This is a genomic window from Roseomonas fluvialis, assembly GCF_022846615.1.
GTDB classification, from domain to species: Bacteria; Pseudomonadota; Alphaproteobacteria; order Acetobacterales; family Acetobacteraceae; genus Neoroseomonas; species Neoroseomonas fluvialis.
Map to the genome: position 1 here is coordinate 4924669 of NZ_AP025637.1, position 17537 is coordinate 4942205.

Genomic DNA, 17537 nt, shown 5'->3' on the forward strand with positions numbered 1-17537 from the left:
TACCTTATCGTGCGGCGCTTCGGCGGGCGGGCCTGCATGATCGGGGGGTGCCGGCGCGGGCAGGCCTGCTATCCTCGCTGCAACGATCCCGCCCAAGCGGGGCCATTCGGCATGGCGGGACTTGGGAAGGAAACATCGATGTTCCAGCATACCCTGCGCCGCAGCCTGCTAATGGCCGCGCCTGCCGTGCTCGCCGCCGGCGCCGCGCGCGCCCAGGCCTGGCCATCCCGCCCGGTTCGCATCGTGGTGGGCTTCGCCGCCGGGGGCGCCAACGACATCATGGCCAGGCTCCTGGCGTCCAAGTTGGCGGAACGCCTGCCCGGCAGCAGCTTCATCGTCGAAAACCGCCCCGGTGCCAGCACGCAGGTGGCCGCCGACCTGGTCGCGCGCGCCGCGCCGGACGGGACGACCTTCATGTACACCTCGCCGTCCACCTTGATCGCGCTGGCGGTGAACCGGAGCGCGACGATCGACCCGGTGCAGGCCTTCGCGCCGGTCTTCCTGGCGCAGAATTCTCCCCTCGCGCTGGTCTGCCGGCCCGACTTCCCGGCCCGCACGGTGGCGGAATTCATCGCCCTGGCGCGCGAAAGGCAGGGGCGCCTGACCGTCTCGACCCCGGGCGCCGCCGCCATCAACCACCTGGCGCTTGTGCTGCTGATGAAGCAGGCGGGGTTCGAGACGACGCACGTGCCCTATGCCGGGAACCAGCCCTCGATCACCGCGCTGATGCGCGGGGACGTGGACGTGGCGCATGATGGCCTGTTCGCCCCGCGCGCGCAGATCGAGGCCGGGACGCTGCGGGCCATCGCGGTCACCAGCGCCGAACGCGCGCCGGCCTATCCGAACGTCCCCACCTTCGCCGAGACCGTGCCCGGCCACGTGGTCGGCTTCTGGGGCGGCATGCTGGCACCGCGCGGCACGCCGGAACCGATCCTTGACCGGATGAACGCAGAACTCGACGCCATCCTGAAGCTGCCTGACGTGATCGAGCGCACCCGCAGCTTCGGCGCCGAACCGGCGGGCGGGCCGCGCCAGGCCTTCGCGCGGGTCTTCGCCGAGGACTGGGCCCGCTGGGGCCAGGTGGTGCGGGAAAACAACATCCGCGCCGAGTGAGCGCGGGCGGGGGAGGCGCTGCCTCCCCCGGACCCCCACCGCCAAAGGCCTAAGGGCCTCTGGACACCAATACTGATCGGGGCGGTTGCGGAGGGGCATCGTCGGTGCGCCTTGCGCGACGTGCGCTCCATGCCCCTCCCAACCACCCCGATTAAGTCAGGGGATCCAAGGGCCTTAAGCCCTTGGTGGGTGGGGTCCGGGGAGGGCAAAGCCCTCCCCGCCGCGCCTTGCATCCGCCACGCAGGCAGCGCATCCCGTTGCCCATGACATGCTGTCGTCGCCGCTGATGTTGCGTTCCGTCATGACCGTCGGCGCCTGGACCATGGTGTCCCGGGTGCTCGGCTTCGCGCGCGACATGCTGATCGCCTCGCGCCTGGGCGCCGGGCCGGTGGCGGATGCCTTCTTCGTTGCGCTGAAGCTGCCCAACCTGTTCCGCCGCCTGTTCGGCGAGGGCGCGTTCAACGCCGCCTTCGTGCCCGCCTTCGCCGGCACGCTCGCCACCCAGGGCCGCGCCAATGCCCAGGCCCTCGCCGAACGCATGGGCACGCTGATGACGCTGTGGCTCGGCCTGCTGGTGGTGCTGGGCATGGTGTTCATGCCGCAGGTGATGCAGGTGCTGGCCCCCGGCTTCACCGACAACCCGGCGAAATTCGCCCTGGCCGTCGAACTGACGCGCATCACCTTCCCCTACCTGTTGTTCATCTGCCTGACGGCGCTGGTGGCGGGTGTGCTCAACGGGCTCGACCGCTTCGCCGCCGCCGCGGCCGCGCCGGTGTTCTTCAATCTGATCTCGATGGCGACGCTGCTGTTCCTGACACCCTATGTCGCGACACCAGGGCATGCGTTGGCCTGGGGCGTCACGGCCTCGGGCGTCGTGCAGCTGGCGCTGGTGATGTGGGCCACGGCGCAGGCCGGCATGGCGCTGAACCTGCTGCGCCCGCCGGCGGTGACCACCGAGGTGCGCCAGGTGCTCAAGCGCATGGTACCGGGCATCATCGGCGCGGGCGTGGTGCAGCTGAACCTGGCGGTGGACATCATCATCGCATCGCTGCTGCCCTCCGGTGCGATATCCTTCCTCTACTACGCGGACCGCGTGGCGCAGCTGCCGCTTGGCGTGATCGGGGTGGCGGTGGGCACGGCGCTGCTGCCCTTGCTGTCGCGGCAGTTGCGCAGCGGGCAGGCGCTGTCGGCGCACCGGTCGATGAACCGGGCGGTCGAGCTCGCGCTGCTGCTGACGGTGCCGGCGGCGGTTGGGCTTGCGGTCGCGTCGGGTCCGATCATCGCGGCACTGTTCCAGCGCGGCGCCTTCGGGGCGGTGGAAGCCGCGGCGAGTTCGGCGGCGCTGGTTGCCTATGCGGTGGGGCTGCCGGCCTTCGTGCTCGTGAAGGTCTTCGCGCCCGCCTTCTTCGCGCGCGGGGACACCGCGACGCCGGTGAAGGTCGGGCTGGGCGCGGTGGCGCTGAACCTCGGCTTCAACCTGATGCTGATGGGGCCGCTGCAGCATGTCGGCGTGGCACTGTCCACCGCGCTCGCAGCCTGGGTGAATGCTCTGCTGCTGGGCTGGCTGCTGATGCGCCGGCGCGACTGGGTGGTGGACCGGCGGTCGCGGCGGACGGTGCCGCGGATCCTGGTAGCGGCGGCAATCATGGGGATGGCGGTGGCCGCGCTAGGCTGGCTGCTGCCGGCGGGCGCGGGGTCGGTGGAACGCGCCCTGGTCGCGGCCGCGTTGATCACGGCCGGCGGCACGGTTTTCCTTGGCGCCGGCGTCGCGCTGCGCGCCTTCGACCCGCGGGAAGTGCTGCGCATGCTGCGCCGGCGGCGTGTACCCCAGGCGGCACGCTGACGCGGTTTCGGGCCGCAGCACCGGCAGAACGCTATGTGGCGAAGCCGTGCGCTGCGAGCGTCTTGAGGCGGATCGGGCAACGCACGCGTCCGGTCTATGCGATCGGTCGCGCACGGGTTGCTGCTGGCCGACGGCGCGGTGACCGATAGCGACTTCGACGACGGCAACCGCAAGCACTTCGACAATTATGCCATCACCACGCTGTTCAAGAATGTCGGGAGCGAACGCGGCAACGGCCGATACGCCGGGGCTGCCTGTCGCCCGGTGTTGACCCACGGCCCGCTGCGCGACTGCGTCCGGGAGCGCCTCGCGGCGCGCGCCGCATCGCCCGCCCTGCGGTCCGCCTGACGCAGCAGTCGCGGTCGGGCGCTGTCGCCGCGCTTGCTGCACCGCACAACGACGCGCCATGATGGCCCCTACACCAGGAGGCGAGGCATGGCGGAACGGAAGTTGTGGTTCGTCTGGGGCGGCATCTTCGTCGATTCGAACTGGCAGGACCTCGAACCCGGCAGCGAGGAATGCTTCGGCCCCTTCCACGATGCCGCCACCGCCGAACGCATCTGGCGCGACGAGATGCGCCGCCGCGTCGACACCGCGCAGCACAGGCTGTTCGTCATCGAGGTCCCGCGCCCCGGGGGCGAAAGCGCCGCTTGAGGCACGCCCGCCGCGCAACCAACGCACCGGGCGCGCGTTGAGGTCGGCATCGCCGCCCTTCAACGGAGGAAAACCCGATGCGCTCGATCCTGCTGTACTTCCTTGGCGTGCCCGTCGTCGTGATCGTCCTGCTCAACGTCTTCAACGTGATCTGAAGACAACAGGAACGGAGGCTGACGATGATCCGCATGATTCCCGCAACCCTCGCTCTCGCCGCCGGCCTGGCCCTCGGCGCCTGCGGCAACAGCCCGGGCCAGCGCGCCGTCACCGGCGGCCTGCTGGGCGCGGGCACCGGTGCCGCGATCGGCTCCTTCTCGGGCAATGCCGGCACCGGCGCGCTGATCGGCGGCGCGGTGGGTGCCGTGGGCGGCGCAGCGACCGCGCCGGGCTACTGACGCAAAGCTTCTTGCCGATGGCAAAGGGGCGGCGGCCAATCGGCCACCGCCCCTTTTTCATGCCTAGCGAACGCCGCGCCGGTCAGCGCCGGCGCAGCCAGGTCGCGATCGCCTCGCCCGCGATGGCGCCAAGCACCGGCGCGGGCGCCGATCCCAGCGCCAGCGCCGCCGCATCGCGCATCGGGTTGCGGGCGGCAGCAGCGGCCAGCATGGTGCGGCGCAGCGCCAGTGCTTCCTCGGCCACCGGGTCGCGCCGACGCCGGCTCGCCAGCGCCAGGATGCCAGCCAGCGCGACATCCCCCAGCGCCACGATACCGGCTGCACCGGCCAAGCCGTAGCGCGGTTCCAGCCACGCGAGCGCCGCGACATGCGCGAAGCCGATGCCCACCACGCCGAACAACGCCGCGCCGGCCATCCAGCCGGCGCGGCGCGTCACGCTGCCCATGTTGCGTCGCAGGCGCAGGCCTTCCGCCTGCGCCGCGACGCCCAGAAGGCCGAGTAGCCGCACGGGTCAGCGCCGCAGCAGCAGGCCGATGGCGATGCCCGCCAGGGCGGCGGCGCCGACCGCGGCGATCGGCTGGTCTCGCACGGTGGCAGCGAAGTTGCCGGTCTGGCGTCGCACCGCATCCATCGCATCATGCGCGGCGTCCTCGGCACGGCCAGCGGCATCGGCCAGCGCGGGCGTCACGCGGTCGCGCATCAGCGCCTCGACCTTCTCGCGCAGCACCGCGAGCTCCGCGCTCGCGGCATCCTTCGCATCCTGCGCCATGCCGGCGGCGGTCTCGCCAATGCCCTGGGTCCGGTTCGCGTTGTTCATGGTCATCTCCTTCGTTTCGGAATGGGTGGTCACGCCAGGTGGCTGCGCAGCATCCAGGCGGCCTTGTCATGGGCCGCGATGCGCGCGACCAGCAGGTCGTGGGTCGCAAGGTCGTGCTCGATGTCGTGCGCCAGGCGTGCCGCGGCGGCGGCGAGCGCGGCGTGGTCCTCGCCCAGCATGCGCGCCATGGTGGCGGCGTCGGGAATGGCGTCCGGCTCGCTCAGGGTCGACAGCGCGAGCATGCCCTGGATCGTCATCGGTGCGGGGCTGCCCAGTGCGCGGATGCGCTCCGCCAGTACGTCCACCGCGGCGAACAACTCGGTGTACTGGGCCTCGAACAGGGTGTGCAGGCCCTGGAAGTTGGGTCCCTTCACATTCCAATGGCAGGCCTGGGTCTTGCCCATCAGCAGATAGGTGTCGGCCAGGAAGGCGGTCAGGCCGTCCGCCGCACCGGCGTTGGAATCCGACCGCGTGGCGGATGGCGCAGGGGGGTGTCTCGTGGTGCTCATGGCGGGCAAACGCGGCCGGGGCGGGAAGGTTTCGCATGCCGCGCACGGCGCAAGCGATTCCCCTGCCCCGCAGACGCAACCGAAACGCCTCCGTTGCGTTGCGGTGATGCCAAACTGGGGGATACCGCGTGCAATCCGAAGCCGAATTCCAGCGCAGCGCCGCACCGCAGGGGAGCGGGCCGCTCTGGGTCATTGCTGCCGTCCTGGTGCTTGCGGTCCTGCATGTCGGTCGCGACGTGTTCATCCCGATGGCGCTGGCGCTGCTGCTCTCGGTGGTGCTGATCCCGCCGGCGCGGCTGCTGCAGCGCGTCGGGCTGCCGCGCGCGCTGGCGGTGACATTGCTGCTGCTGCTCACGCTCGCGACGATCGGTGGCGTGATTTTGCTGGTCATCTCCCAGGTGCTGACGCTGGCGGCCGACCTGCCGAACTGGGAAATCACCCTGCGCGAGAAGCTGCGCACGCTCTCGGAAGGTTCGGGCGTGCTCGACCACGCCATGGGCACGCTGCGCCGCCTGTCCGAGGAACTGAGCGGCGGCAGCGCGGCAGCAGGCGCCGCGCCGGTCCAGGTGGCGCCGGTCAGCGCCGGCGGCGGAACGCTCGAAGCGCTGCTGGATGTCGCGGGCATGGCAGCGGGGGCGGCGGCGTCGCTCGCGATCGCGCTGCTGCTCATGGCCTACCTGCTGATGCAGCGCGAGGACGTCCGGGACCGCTTCCTGCGGCTGGCCGGCCTGAACGACATCAACCGTACCACCCGCGCCATGGCGGACGCGACCGACCGGGTCGGCGGCTACCTGCTGATGCAGACCCTGATCAACGCCATCTTCGGTCTGGGCATGGGCGTCGGCCTTGCGGTCATCGGCGTGCCGAACGCGCCGTTGTGGGGCGTGCTCGGCTTCGTCCTGCGCTACATCCCGTTCCTCGGGGCCTGGATCGCGCTCTGCCTGCCGCTCATCGTCTCCTTCGCGACCAGCCCGGACTGGACCGGGCCCCTGCTGGTGCTGCTGCTGTTCGCGGTGGTGGACGGCACCGTGACCTACCTGCTGGAGCCCATGCTCTATGGGCGCAGCACCGGCATTTCGCCCCTCGCGCTGCTCATCTCCTCGGCGCTGTGGACCGTGCTGTGGGGGCCGATCGGGCTGCTGCTGGCGCCGCCGATAACCGCCTGCCTCGCCATCCTCGGCCGGCATGTCCCGGCGCTGAGTTTCCTCGAGATCCTGCTCGGCAATGCCGAGGCACTGCCGGCGCCGCTGCGCTTCTACCAGCGCCACCTCGCCGGTGACCCCGAGGGCGCGACCGAGATCGCCGAACTCCATGCCGACGCGCAGGGCGCCGGCGCGGCGCTGCGCGACCTGGTGCTGCCCGGCGTCGCCGCGCTGAGCGCCGACCAGGCCGACGGCGCGCTTTCGGCCGCCGCGGTCCGGCGCATCGCCGAGGGCCTCGCCGCGGTCGGCACCACGCTGGTGGCCGACGAACCGGTACCCGACGACGCACCGGCGCTGCGCCTGGCGCCGGTGGGCGGCGCGGTCGATCGTGCCCTGGCCGCCGTGGCCGGCGCGGCGGCGCGGCAGCAGGGCTGGCGCCTGGCGCGCGAGGACGAGACCCCCACCGCCACCGTGTTGTGCCTGTCGCGCCCGGTCTCGGCGCAGCGCCTGCGGCGTGCCGCGGCGCAGGCCGCCGCGGGCCCCTGCCTGGGCCTGGCGCTCGAAGACGGGGCGGCCGCGCAGCTCGGCGGCGCGCTGGGCGCGGCGCCGGTGTTGCGCACGCTCGATGCGCTGCTCGCCCGGCTCCCCGCGGCCGCGGCGCCGCGTCGCGCGCCGCAAGGCGCCGAGGCAGCGCTGCCGCCGCCCGACGCCGGCCTGGCGCTGCCGGCCTGACACGGCCGGCGGCTGCGCCCGACGCTATCGGCGCCCCGCACGGGCGTGTCCGCAGCGGGGCGCCCAGCATGGGGCCTCCCTGTGCTCGACCTGTTCACCTTGACCGCGTCGCCAGGCTGCTGACGCCACCGGTGCGGGGCGTCGGCGGGCGTCGCGGTCGGCGCGCCCGCGGACCAGGCGTCGGATGTCACCCAGAAACGACGAAGGCGCCGACCCTTGCGGGCCGGCGCCTTCGATCCCTGCCGGGATGTGCGCGGGTCAGTCCGCGGCGCGGTCGATTGCGCGGCCGGCGCGCTCCAGCGGACCATTCGGCGGATCCACCGCGTCGCGCACGTTCTCCGCCGCACGGTCCACGCGCTCGCCCACGCGTTCGGCCGGACCTTCGTCGCAGGCGACCAGCGGCAGGGAGAGCAGGAAGGCCGCACAGGCGGCACGCAGCATCGGGGTCATGATCACTCCTGATCGGGGTTGCGCAGGAGGAACGCCGAAGGCGCGCCGCGGTTGCATCGCATCATGCGCTGCCGCGACAGGTGAATGGTGCCGGTCGGCGCTGTGGCGCCAACCATCGGCGCGGTCGGCGTTCATGGCTTGATGGACGCCGGATCCGCTTCCGCTCGCCTCGGCCCGAGACCACGCTTCGAGCCGCGTGTGGTTGCGCGCACCTTGAAGCGCTCAGCCGGTTCCTGCTGATCGGGGCCTGCGCGAACGCGCTGTCCCGCCGGTCGGCACAGGCGCGGTGACCCACCCGGCCATCGCTGCGCCGCGGCCGCGCTCTCTGCGCGACGACAGTCCCCCACATCTGGGAGAAGGCCCGCGCTGTCTGCTCGGACCGCGCGCGACCGCGCGACAGCCGATCACACGGATGCGGCGTGATCCGGCACCGCCACAGGCCGCGCGGCTTCGGGCAGCGGGAAGCGCACCGACACGGTGGTGCCAGGCCCGGAGGTGAATTCCGCAACGCCGCCCAGGTGCGCGGCAAATCCGTTGATCAGCTGGGTGCCCAGGCCGTCGCCGGCATCCGCGGCGCCGTCGATTCCCACGCCGTCGTCGCTGACGCGCAGCAGCGCCGTGGTCCCTTCGACCCGCAGGGAGATGGTGACGGTGCCGGGCCGCCCGTCCGGAAAGGCGTGGCGCACCGAATTGCTCACCGCCTCGGTCAGCAGCAGCGCCAGCGATATGGATTCATCCGCGCCCAGCTCGATGTCGTCGGCCTCGACCCGGATGGCGACGCTGCCGCCCGACCCGCCGCCGATCGCCTCGCCCAGCTTGCGCGACAATTCCTCGAGGAAGGGTCGCAGCGACATGCGCTGGAACGTCTGGTTCATGTACAGGTGGCGGTGCAGCATCGCGAGCGCCTGGACGCGGTCGCGCGCCACCGCGAATTCGCGCCGCGCCGTCTCGCTGCGCATGCGGTCGGACTGCAGGCTGAGCAGGGACGCGACGATCTGCAGGTTGTTCTTCACGCGATGGTGGATCTCGGCCATCAGCAGATCGCGCTGCTGCAGCGCGGCGGTCAGCGCCTGCTCGCGGTCCTGCAGCGCGGCCGCCGCGGCGGTCAGCGCGCGGTCGAGTTCGAAGACTTCGACCGGAACGCTGCCGCCCGACTGCGCCTCGTAGGGGCGGCCGGGCGCCCAGGTCCGCACGCGCGCCGCCAGCCGCCGCAGCGGCCGCGACACGCCGAGTTCGACACCGATCAGGATTGCCGCCAGGCATGCCAGGACGAAGACCGTGAGTTCGATCAGCCGCTGCTGCAGGGCCTGGCGCGCAGCATCCTGGATGGCGCCGACCGGCAGCCCGACCAGCAGCACCAGGCCGCGTTCGAGCTGCTCCGCCGCCCAGATCAGCGCAGAGCCGTCCCGCGCCACACCTTGCAGGGCATCGGCGGTGTACCGGCGCAGCCGGTCAAGGTCGGGCGCCGGCGGCAGGGCGCCGGCGATGGCATTGCCCAGCGGCAGCGTGGTCCCGTCCTCGTCGAGCAGCCAGACATGGTGCTCGGCGATGGTGGGCGCGCGACGTTCCGTCTGCAGGAAGGAATCGAGGAACAGGCCGCCGCCGACCAGCGCGGTCATCGTTCCATCCGGCGCCAGGATCGGCACGGCCGCGGGCAGCACAGCCCGTCCGCTCACGATGCCGATGGTGAATTCCCCGAGTGCGAAACCGCCCGCCGATCGTGCCGCGTCAAAATAATCGAGCGCGGCGTAGTTCCCGCCACGTGGCGTGGGCACGCCGCTGCAAAGCAGTTCGCCCGCGCCACCCAGCACCCAGAAATTCGAATAGCGGCTGGGCGAAAGGCTGCGCGCGTGCTCCAGCGTCGCGTCGCAGGCCTCCGGGCCCCTCGTCAGCAGGTCGGGGTCCGCCGCGAGCGCCGTCAGCACCTCCCGCATCGATCCGACAGCCGAGCCATGCCGCGCGACCGCGGCCTCTCGCAGCACGAGGACCTCCTGCCGGGACTGCTCGAGAGCGGCATCGTAGGCGTTCCAGGCGTTGCTGCCGGCGATCACCGCGATCGGGACCGTAGCCGCCGCCACCAGCGCCAGGAGCCGCCCGCGCACGCCGGTATGCCACCACCGGGCGCCTCGGCCGTGCGCGGGCGGCGTATCGCCGCCTCGCGTCACTTCTTGCGGTCCTGTTCGATCAGGCGCAGCAGTTCGGGGGGAATCGGTTCGCGGGCGACATCGTCGAAGATCTGGTGCAGGCCACGACGCAGCCAAACGTCGAAGGCGGCGTCAGGGACCGCCGCCTTCCCGTTCCTGTTCGCCTTCGCCGGCACCGGTCTGGCCGCCGCTGCGTCCTTGTCCTCAGGCTGGCCCATCGCACCCCGTGGCGGCAACATGCCGCCGATCCCCTGGCGCGGCCATGCTACGCGCAGCGGGCGCCCCGGCGCCAGCGCGCTTGCGGGGGGTGCCGCGCGGGGCATCGCCCAACAGTCGCGCCTCGAGCGTCCGACGTGCGCGGAACACCCGGCACTTGGCCGTCCCCACGGCGCATCCGGTGGCCGCCGCGACCTCCTCGTAGGACATGCCCTGCACAGCCACCATCACCAGCGCGATTCGCTGGTCTTCGGGCAGGAGCGCCATTTCGCGGCGCAATTCGCCGACCGCGATGCTGTCTTCCTGGTTGCCCGAGCGGGCGAAGGCATCGGCCGGCGCATCGTCCATCTCGACGGTGTCGCGATGGCGGCGGCGGTCGGAGATGAAACGGTTGCGCATGATGCGGTAGACCCAGGCGCCCAGCTGCGTGCCGGGGGTGAAGCTGGCCTGGGCGGCCAGTGCATTGGCGACAGCCGCCTGTACCAGGTCGTCCGCCTCGGTGCGGTTGCGCGTCAGGGACAAGGCCTGGACGCGCAGCCGTGGCAATAGCGCCACGAGCTCGTCGTGGAAGCAGAACCTGGCGCCGGTCGCGCCGGAGGCATCGGAACGGGGATCAAGGGTCATGCTCATGACCACCCAACGCCTGGCGGCGGCATTCGGTTGCATCGCCGGCTGTCAAAAATTGCATGGCTGACCCGCGTTTCTTGCATGAAACTTGCCGGGCCTTAAGAATGTTGCCGCCACATGCAGGGTTCCGCCGGCGCGCGCCGCCACAGACCGCATCACGTCCGCGGCGCCAGTCGTCGCGCCAGGGTGTCGCGCGCGCGCGACACGCGCGCCTTGAGCGTGCCCTCCGCGATGCCGGTGACCGATGCCGCTTCCTCGACCGTGAATTCCAGCGCCGCCACCAGCAGGATGGCCTCGCGCTGCGGCGCCGGCAGCGCGGCGATGGCGCGGCCAAGCTCGCCCAGTTCCGCCACGCCCGGCTGCGCCGCATGTTCCACCGCCCGCAGCGGCAGGGCGCCGAGCAGGCGCTTCTCCCGCCCGCTGCGCCGTGCCTGGTCCACGAAGGCATTGCGCAGGATACGGAACAACCAGGCCCGCAGGTTGGTGCCTTCCTGCCAGGCGCCGGGGTTCTCGAGCGCGCGCAGCAGTGTTTCCTGCACCAGATCGTCGGCGCGGGCGGCATCGCGGGCCAGGAACCGCGCGAAGCCGCGCAGCTGCGGCGTGAGCTCCGCGATCGCGTCGCGGAAGCCCGTCGGTGCATCATTCACGAAACCACCGGGCGCGACGCGTCCATGCCCGCCATAATGGACCCCCTGCAGCAGGTGCCAAGATGAACGCGCTGAATCAAACCGAGTTGCTGCGTGCACTCCCGTATGCCCGCCGCTTTGCCCGCGCCGTGACGGGCGACCGCGACAGCGGCGATGCGCTGGTGGCGCAGGTCCTGGGCAAGCCGCTGCCCGACCTGCCGGCGCGGCTCGCGCTCTATGCCGCCATCGCGCAGGCCGCGCCACCCCAAGCCGCGTCATCTGGCTTGCCGCAGCTGCAGCGCCACATCCTGCTGCTGACAGCGCTCGAGGACCTGCCGCTGTCCGACGCCGGGCGCGTCCTGGCGCTGTCCGACGACGAGGCCGCGCGGGAGGCGGAGGCCGCCCGCGCCGCGCTGCGCGCCGTCGCCGCGACCGATATCCTGGTTATCGAGGACGAACCGATCATCGCGCTCGACCTCAAGCGCCTGGTCGAGGCCTGCGGCCACCGCGTGGTGGGCCTCGCCGCCAGCGAGGCCGACGCGGTGCGTCAGGCGCAGGCGAAGCGCCCCGGGCTGATCCTGGCCGACATCAACCTCGGCCGCGGCGGCGACGGCAGCGTGGCGGTGGCGCAGATCCAGCGCGCCATGACGGTGCCGGTGATCTTCGTGACCGCCTATCCCGAACGCCTGCTGACCGCGGAAGGGGCGGAACCCGCCTTCGTCATCAGCAAGCCCTTCGAGCCCCTCGCGCTCGCGATCGCGACCTACCAGGCGGTGCATGGCGGGCGCGCCCCGCCAGTCTGATCGCGTCGCGGCGCAACCCCGCGCCGTGCCCGGCGTTTCTGCTGCATCGCGCTACCACGGCGCGTCCATCGCAGATCGCGCCAACCCGGCGCGGGCAACGCAAGGAGCACGCAGATGAACAAGGACCAGATCGCCGGCAACTGGAAGCAGCTCAAGGGCAACGTGAAGGAGCAGTGGGGCAAGCTGACCGACGACGACATCACCATCGTCGAGGGCCAGCGCGACCAGCTGGTGGGCCGTATCCAGGAACGCTACGGCATCGCCAAGGAGCAGGCCGAGGAGCAGGTGGCGCGCTGGGAAAAGGCGCTCTGAGGAGCCCCCGCGACCCACGAACACCACGCCGCGCCGCCGGGGCAACCCGGCGGCGTTCTGCTGCCGATGCAACCCGCGCCACCGTGCCGCGTTGCACGCCGGCGCCTTCGGGAGATTTCACATGCTCTACTGGACACTCCTCTTTCTCGTGGTCGCCATCGTCGCCGGCGTGCTCGGCTTCGGGGGCATCGCATCGGCGGCGAGCGGCATCGCGAAGGTGCTCTTCGTCCTGTTCCTGATCCTGTTCGTCGTCTCGCTTGTCGCCGGGCGCGGCTTCGCGGGCTGACGCCCGCCCGCACCAGGCACGCATCGGTACCGCATGCCCCCTGCGGTGCCGACGCACCCCCCATCCGTCCCGCCTGGAGCGCCCATGGCCGACCAATCTTCCGACGAGGCCGCTCAGGCACCGCCCGCCACCCCTGACATGCGCGCCTTCGGCCGCTGGGTCCGCGCCTGGCTGACCGCCCCGGACCGGGGAAACGCGCGGGTGCTGATCGCCGGCGTGCTTGCCATGACGCTGGCGCAGGTCGCCGTCCAGATCCGCTTCAACGTCTGGAGCCGCGACTTCTTCAATGCGCTGGACAAGCGCGACGCCGACGCCTTCCAGTACCAGATTCTTGTCTTCCTGGTGCTCGCCGCCTTGTCGATGACGGCGGCGGTGTACCAGCTTTATCTCAAGCAGCTGCTGCAGCTGAACTGGCGCGGCTGGCTGACGCGACGCCTCACGGAATCCTGGCTGCGCGACAGCCGCCAATACCAGCTTGAGGCCGGCGCGGCCGAAGCCGACAACCCCGACCAGCGCATCGCCGAGGATGTCCGCCTGGCCGCCGACCTGTCGGTCGACTTCGTCGTCGGCATCCTGATTTCCGTCACGATGCTGATCGCCTTCGTGGGCATCCTGTGGTCGCTGTCGGGGCCGCTCGACATCGTGCTGGGCGGGATGGACTTCCACATCCCCGGCTACATGGTCTGGGCTGCGGTGCTCTATGCGCTGGTCGGCTCCGGCCTCACCTGGTGGGTGGGCCGACCGATGATCGGCATCCAGGTCCGCCGCACCACCGCCGAGGCCGATTTCCGCTTCGGCCTGACCCGGGCGCGCGAAAGCGGCGAGAGCATTGCCCTGATCCGCGGCGAGGCCGATGAGCGTCGTGGCATCGACCGCCTGTTCGGCGAGGTGCGCGGCGTATGGCGCGAGCTGATGAGCAGCCAGCGCAACCTCATGTGGCTGACCAGCGCCTATGGCACGCTGGCGATGATCTTTCCGACCGTGGTCGCCGCGCCGGCCTATTTTGCCGGCGCCATGTCGCTCGGCGTGCTGATGCAGGTCGGCGCGGCATTTGGCCAGGTGCAGGTCGCGCTCAACTGGTTCGTCGACCGCTTCCCCCAGATCGCCGAATGGCGCAGCGCGGTGTCGCGCCTCGCCGCCCTGCAGGATGCGCTGGACGACCTCGACCAGCTCAACGCCGACACATCGCAGCCCACCATCACCATCGAGGAGGCGACCGAGGGCGAGGAGGAGGCCCTGGTGCTCGACAACCTGCAGATCGCCTTCGCCGACGGCACGACCGTGATCCATGGCGCCTCGGCCCGGATCGAACCGGGCGAGCGCGTGCTCATCAAGGGCGAGTCGGGCACCGGCAAATCGACCCTGTTCCGCGCCATCGGCGGGCTGTGGCCGTGGGGCGGCGGGCGCATCGCGACACCGCCGCGCGACGCCATGGCCTTCCTGCCGCAGCGGCCCTACCTGCCGCTCGGCGCGCTCGGCGCCGTGCTGAACTACCCGCGTCCCGCGGATGCCTTCGATGCGGCCGCCCAGTGCGATGCGCTCGAGAAGGTCGGGCTTGGTCACCTGTGCGACCGGCTCGCGGACGAGGAGCGTTGGGACCGGGTCCTCTCGCTCGGTGAACAGCAGCGCCTCGCCTTCGCGCGGCTGCTGCTGCAGAAGCCGCGCTGGATCTTCCTCGACGAGGCGACCGCCGCGCTCGACGAGCCGAACCAGGACGCGATGATGACCCTTCTCGTCGAGGCTGTGCCGGAGGCCGCGATCGTGTCGATCGGTCACCGCCCGGGGCTCGAAGCCTTCCATACCCGCACCCTGACGCTTGAAAAGGCCGAGGGCGGCGCCCGGTTCCGGCGCGCCGCACCGCGCCGGGTCAGCGAGAGGACACAGCGGCGGCGCCTGCGCGGCCCCATCGGGCGCGTCACCGCCTGACGCTGACGCCGGCGGGGGCGACGAGGGTGCGTGGCGGGGCGACGCCACAGCCCGTGTTTCCTTGGTGCGAAAAGCCGCCGCCGCATCAACCTGGCGCGCGGTGTCGCGCACCGGCACGCCAGGGGGACGCCGCCCGAAGCATCACGCCCCGCGGGTCGTCACGCCGCGCGCCAGCCGTCGCCGCTGTCCTCCCGCGCGTTCACGCGCAGCGCCCCGCCATCCAGTTCGACCAGCGTCCAGCTGTTCGGCAGCCCACGCGTGCGATGCGACAGGCTGCTGCCCGTCAGCACGATCTCGGGCGGCCCCGGGATCCGCCCGGGGCGATGCAGGTGGCCCGACAGCACCGCCGCCACGCCGGCATCGGCCAGCATGGCCAGGGCGGCCTCCCCGCCGATCGGCGCAGAGCGGCCGGGAATCGCAGCCGGATGGCGCAACGGATGATGCGCCACCACCACGATGCTGCGCCCGGCACAGGCCGCGAGCCGCGCCGCCAGCCTGGCACGCCGGCGCGATGAGACACCCCCGGCCGACCAGTCGAGCCGCGGCTGCACGCGGCGCACCGTATCAAGCCCGACCAGCGCCGCGCCCGGCAGAAGCAGCATGGGTTCGGTCTCGGCGCCGATGAAGCGGCGCCAGCGTCGGCGCGGATCGGCCAGGCGTTCCAGCACCGCACCGCCCGGGATGTCGTGATTGCCCGGCACCGCGACGCAGGGTGCCGGCAGCGCCGCGAGGAACGCCGCAGCCTGCGCGAATTCCTCGGGCTGCGCCCGCTGGGTCAGGTCCCCGCTGATCGCGATGGCGTCGGGCGCGAAGCGCGCGATGTCCGCCAGCAGCGGCTCCACCAGGCCGGGTATGTGCGCGCCGAAATGCAGGTCGGACAGATGGGCGATGCGGATCATCCGCGGGGTGGGCGCAGCACCCGCAGGCGTTCCGCGCGCAGCCGGATGCGCAGCGGCGTCGCCATCAGGTGCAACTCGCCGTCGAGCGTCACGCGCAGATGCGCGGCGCGCCCCTGCACCGCGAGGCGTGGGCGTTCGCAGGTCACCACCGCCGGCGCCGCCGCCAGCCGCCCGCGGACCCAACACCAGGCCTGGTGCACCGTGCCCAGCACGCCGCTGCGGCGCACCGCTTCGACGCGCAGCAGCGCCGGCGCATCGGGCAACGGCACGGTCACCACCGCCACGTCGGCGCGGCGCACGCGCTCGCCGCACCGCAGCCGGAGCGACCGCCCCGGCCGGCGCAGCACCAGCCGCAGGGCCGCCCGCGCGAGCGGGATCCAGCCCAGCACGCCCGCACCGCGCTGCATTTCGCGAAAGCGCACCAGACGCGAGGCGCGCCCCGCCACCGCCTGGTACAGGAAGATCTCGCCATTCGCCTCACCGACCGGCAGGTCGGTCACCGTGGCGCCGGCCAGGCTGCGCACCGCGGCCACGGGATCGGCGGGCAGGCCAAGCCGTGCCGCCATGCGGTTCATGGTGCCGCCGGGCAAGACGCCGAGCACGGCGCCGCTGCCGGCGATGCGCCCGGCCGCGCCGCGCAGCGTGCCGTCGCCGCCGGCGACGAAGATCACCTCCGGCCCCAGCGCCAGCGCGGCATCGATCTGGTGGTCCACCGACAGGTCTGGCTGTGCGGGGGCCACCAGGCGGTAGCCGGCGTCGTCCAGCATCGCCGCGAGGCTGCCTGCGGCATCCGGCATGGCCGCGATGGTGCCCGCCGAGGCGTTCAGCACCAGGGCGGCACGACGCGGCACGTCGCGCCGCACGGCCTCGGCCGGGTGCGCCATGGCGGTTGAGTCAGGGTGTTCAGACGGCTCCGCCATGCCGCGCGCAACGCGCCGGGCATCGGAAAGTTTCGCTCAGGTGATGGCGGCCTCGCTGCCGCGAGGGGCAGGGTCACGCCGGGCTGGACACCCCCGGACGGCGGCGGAGCCCCGCCCGCCGTCCGACGGCCCGCGAAAGCCTATGCTTCTCCGACGCAGTCCAGCATGGAGGCCGCAAGCGCCTCCGCCGGCGCCTTGCCCCCCCAGAGCACGAACTGGAAGGCGGGGAAGAAGCGCTCGCATTCCGTGATGGCGATATCCACCATGTCCTCGAGGCTCTCGGCGCTGGCCGAAGGCGACCCGCGCAGCAGCACGGAATGGCGGAAGACCGGCACGCCGTCCTCGACCTCGATGCCGAAATGACCGATCCAGAGCCGGTCATTCGCCAGGGCCAGCAGTTCATAGAGCTTGTCGCGGCGGTCCGCCGGCACCTTCAGGTCGAAGGCGCAGGTGAAGGCCATGGCGCTGATTTCGTGCGACCAGGAGAAATGCAGCCCGTAGTCGCACCATTTCCCCGGTGCCTCGGCCGCCATCTCGCCGTCCGAACGGCGCTCGAAGGCCCATTCATTGGCGGCGATGATCTGTTCGAGGATGTCGAGGGGATTGGACGAACGCTCGCGCTCGAATTGGAGAGAGGCGGACATTGCGGCACCTCCAGGCCCGGGGCGCCGCCCGCGCCACCCACCAGATGTTGTGGGCGAATCGGGCGACCGGATACGAGGGGCAGACTACGCAGACGCGAAATGGCGTCGCAAGCCCGCATAGGTTGCAATCAATTCTTCAGCTTTCGGGTGAGGATTTGCCGCCAGCCTCAAGTGCCGCGAGCCGGTGCTCCAGCGCCGCGACGCGCTCCTCCAGCGTCTCGGCCTGCTCGCGGGCGCGGCGCGCCACTTCCATGGCGGCGTCCAGTTCCTCGCGCTTGACCAGGTCGAGCCGGCGGACCACGGCCTCGCCCTGGGACCTGGCCATCGCTTCGGCCTCGTTGCGCAACCCGGCCAGGACCGAGAAGGCGCCCCCGGCCACTCCGGCCAGGTCGTCCATGAATTTTCCGCGGCTGCCTTCGCCTGCCATCTCGGCCTCCTGTGTCGCCCGCCGCCTTGCCGGGCTGTCCCGGGGGGGCCTA

The 17537-nt window shown here is 71.9% G+C and carries 22 protein-coding genes; 10 read left to right on the forward strand and 12 right to left on the reverse strand.

What is annotated here, in order from left to right; translation table 11 throughout:
• The first annotated feature begins 138 nt into the window (after positions 1 to 138).
• The 5 genes from MWM08_RS23605 (at position 139) to MWM08_RS23625 (ending at position 4005) form a co-directional block, all read left to right on the forward strand.
• Positions 139 to 1113: a Bug family tripartite tricarboxylate transporter substrate binding protein gene (locus MWM08_RS23605; protein ID WP_244408963.1), complete on the forward strand. Its 975-nt coding sequence runs from the start codon at positions 139 to 141 to the stop codon at positions 1111 to 1113.
• 286 nt (positions 1114 to 1399) lie between these two features.
• Entirely contained in the window at positions 1400 to 2956 is a 1557-nt protein-coding gene (gene murJ / locus MWM08_RS23610) for a murein biosynthesis integral membrane protein MurJ (RefSeq protein ID WP_244408964.1), read from the forward strand.
• Between the two features lie 117 nt (positions 2957 to 3073).
• Complete coding sequence (locus tag MWM08_RS23615) at positions 3074 to 3304, forward strand: hypothetical protein (RefSeq protein ID WP_244408965.1); 231 nt, start codon at positions 3074 to 3076, stop codon at positions 3302 to 3304.
• Positions 3305 to 3391: 87 nt separating this feature from the next.
• Entirely contained in the window at positions 3392 to 3610 is a 219-nt protein-coding gene (locus tag MWM08_RS23620) for a DUF4170 domain-containing protein (RefSeq protein WP_244408966.1), read from the forward strand.
• 188 nt (positions 3611 to 3798) lie between these two features.
• Positions 3799 to 4005: a YMGG-like glycine zipper-containing protein gene (locus MWM08_RS23625; protein ID WP_341482846.1), complete on the forward strand. Its 207-nt coding sequence runs from the start codon at positions 3799 to 3801 to the stop codon at positions 4003 to 4005.
• Between the two features lie 82 nt (positions 4006 to 4087).
• On the opposite strand, the gene MWM08_RS23630 is transcribed toward MWM08_RS23625, so the two are convergent.
• From MWM08_RS23630 to MWM08_RS23640, 3 genes are read right to left on the reverse strand one after another with little or no spacing between them, the layout of a single operon-like run.
• Positions 4088 to 4513, reverse strand: coding sequence for a hypothetical protein (locus MWM08_RS23630; RefSeq protein WP_244408968.1), 426 nt, complete (start codon positions 4511 to 4513; stop codon positions 4088 to 4090).
• Positions 4514 to 4516: 3 nt separating this feature from the next.
• Positions 4517 to 4822 carry a hypothetical protein gene (locus MWM08_RS23635; protein WP_244408969.1) on the reverse strand — a complete coding sequence of 102 codons (306 nt, stop codon included), beginning with the start codon at positions 4820 to 4822 and terminating at the stop codon, positions 4517 to 4519.
• 29 nt (positions 4823 to 4851) lie between these two features.
• A complete protein-coding gene (locus tag MWM08_RS23640) occupies positions 4852 to 5331 on the reverse strand; it encodes a Dps family protein (RefSeq protein ID WP_244408970.1) in 480 nt (159 codons plus the stop codon).
• 128 nt (positions 5332 to 5459) lie between these two features.
• On the opposite strand from MWM08_RS23640, the gene MWM08_RS23645 reads away from it, so the two are divergent.
• Positions 5460 to 7205, forward strand: a complete 1746-nt coding sequence (locus MWM08_RS23645; RefSeq protein WP_244408971.1) for an AI-2E family transporter — start codon at positions 5460 to 5462, stop codon at positions 7203 to 7205.
• Positions 7206 to 7463: 258 nt separating this feature from the next.
• Here MWM08_RS23645 and MWM08_RS23650 read toward each other — a convergent pair whose 3' ends face one another.
• The 5 genes from MWM08_RS23650 to MWM08_RS23670 all read right to left on the reverse strand — a co-directional run bounded on the left by MWM08_RS23650 (position 7464) and on the right by MWM08_RS23670 (position 11289).
• Positions 7464 to 7655: a hypothetical protein gene (locus MWM08_RS23650; RefSeq protein WP_244408972.1), complete on the reverse strand. Its 192-nt coding sequence runs from the start codon at positions 7653 to 7655 to the stop codon at positions 7464 to 7466.
• A gap of 404 nt (positions 7656 to 8059) precedes the next feature.
• Positions 8060 to 9757, reverse strand: coding sequence for a sensor histidine kinase (locus MWM08_RS23655; protein ID WP_244408973.1), 1698 nt, complete (start codon positions 9755 to 9757; stop codon positions 8060 to 8062).
• A gap of 59 nt (positions 9758 to 9816) precedes the next feature.
• Positions 9817 to 10038 (reverse strand): hypothetical protein, encoded by a 222-nt coding sequence (locus MWM08_RS23660; RefSeq protein WP_244408974.1) that lies wholly within the window; start codon positions 10036 to 10038, stop codon positions 9817 to 9819.
• Positions 10004 to 10639 carry a sigma-70 family RNA polymerase sigma factor gene (locus MWM08_RS23665; RefSeq protein ID WP_244408975.1) on the reverse strand — a complete coding sequence of 212 codons (636 nt, stop codon included), beginning with the start codon at positions 10637 to 10639 and terminating at the stop codon, positions 10004 to 10006. Before MWM08_RS23665 ends, MWM08_RS23660 begins: the two co-directional genes overlap by 35 nt.
• 158 nt (positions 10640 to 10797) lie before the next feature.
• A complete protein-coding gene (locus tag MWM08_RS23670) occupies positions 10798 to 11289 on the reverse strand; it encodes a sigma-70 family RNA polymerase sigma factor (protein ID WP_244408976.1) in 492 nt (163 codons plus the stop codon).
• Positions 11290 to 11351: 62 nt separating this feature from the next.
• On the opposite strand from MWM08_RS23670, the gene MWM08_RS23675 reads away from it, so the two are divergent.
• From MWM08_RS23675 to MWM08_RS23690, 4 genes are all read left to right on the forward strand, one after another.
• Positions 11352 to 12071: a response regulator gene (locus tag MWM08_RS23675; RefSeq protein WP_244408977.1), complete on the forward strand. Its 720-nt coding sequence runs from the start codon at positions 11352 to 11354 to the stop codon at positions 12069 to 12071.
• Positions 12072 to 12185: 114 nt separating this feature from the next.
• Complete coding sequence (locus tag MWM08_RS23680; RefSeq protein WP_244408978.1) at positions 12186 to 12383, forward strand: CsbD family protein; 198 nt, start codon at positions 12186 to 12188, stop codon at positions 12381 to 12383.
• Positions 12384 to 12504: 121 nt separating this feature from the next.
• Positions 12505 to 12669, forward strand: coding sequence for a DUF1328 domain-containing protein (locus MWM08_RS23685; RefSeq protein ID WP_244408979.1), 165 nt, complete (start codon positions 12505 to 12507; stop codon positions 12667 to 12669).
• A gap of 84 nt (positions 12670 to 12753) precedes the next feature.
• Positions 12754 to 14595 (forward strand): ABC transporter ATP-binding protein/permease, encoded by a 1842-nt coding sequence (locus MWM08_RS23690; RefSeq protein ID WP_244408980.1) that lies wholly within the window; start codon positions 12754 to 12756, stop codon positions 14593 to 14595.
• 158 nt (positions 14596 to 14753) lie between these two features.
• Here the strand turns inward: MWM08_RS23690 and MWM08_RS23695 are convergent, their stop codons facing one another.
• The 4 genes from MWM08_RS23695 to MWM08_RS23710 form a co-directional block, all read right to left on the reverse strand.
• Entirely contained in the window at positions 14754 to 15494 is a 741-nt protein-coding gene (locus MWM08_RS23695) for a metallophosphoesterase family protein (RefSeq protein WP_244408981.1), read from the reverse strand.
• Positions 15491 to 16378: a diacylglycerol/lipid kinase family protein gene (locus MWM08_RS23700; protein WP_244408982.1), complete on the reverse strand. Its 888-nt coding sequence runs from the start codon at positions 16376 to 16378 to the stop codon at positions 15491 to 15493. Before MWM08_RS23700 ends, MWM08_RS23695 begins: the two co-directional genes overlap by 4 nt.
• 176 nt (positions 16379 to 16554) lie before the next feature.
• Positions 16555 to 17058, reverse strand: coding sequence for a type III secretion system chaperone family protein (locus MWM08_RS23705; protein WP_244408983.1), 504 nt, complete (start codon positions 17056 to 17058; stop codon positions 16555 to 16557).
• A 136-nt stretch (positions 17059 to 17194) separates the two neighbouring features.
• Positions 17195 to 17485 (reverse strand): accessory factor UbiK family protein, encoded by a 291-nt coding sequence (locus MWM08_RS23710; RefSeq protein ID WP_244408984.1) that lies wholly within the window; start codon positions 17483 to 17485, stop codon positions 17195 to 17197.
• Between the last annotated feature and the right edge of the window lie 52 nt (positions 17486 to 17537).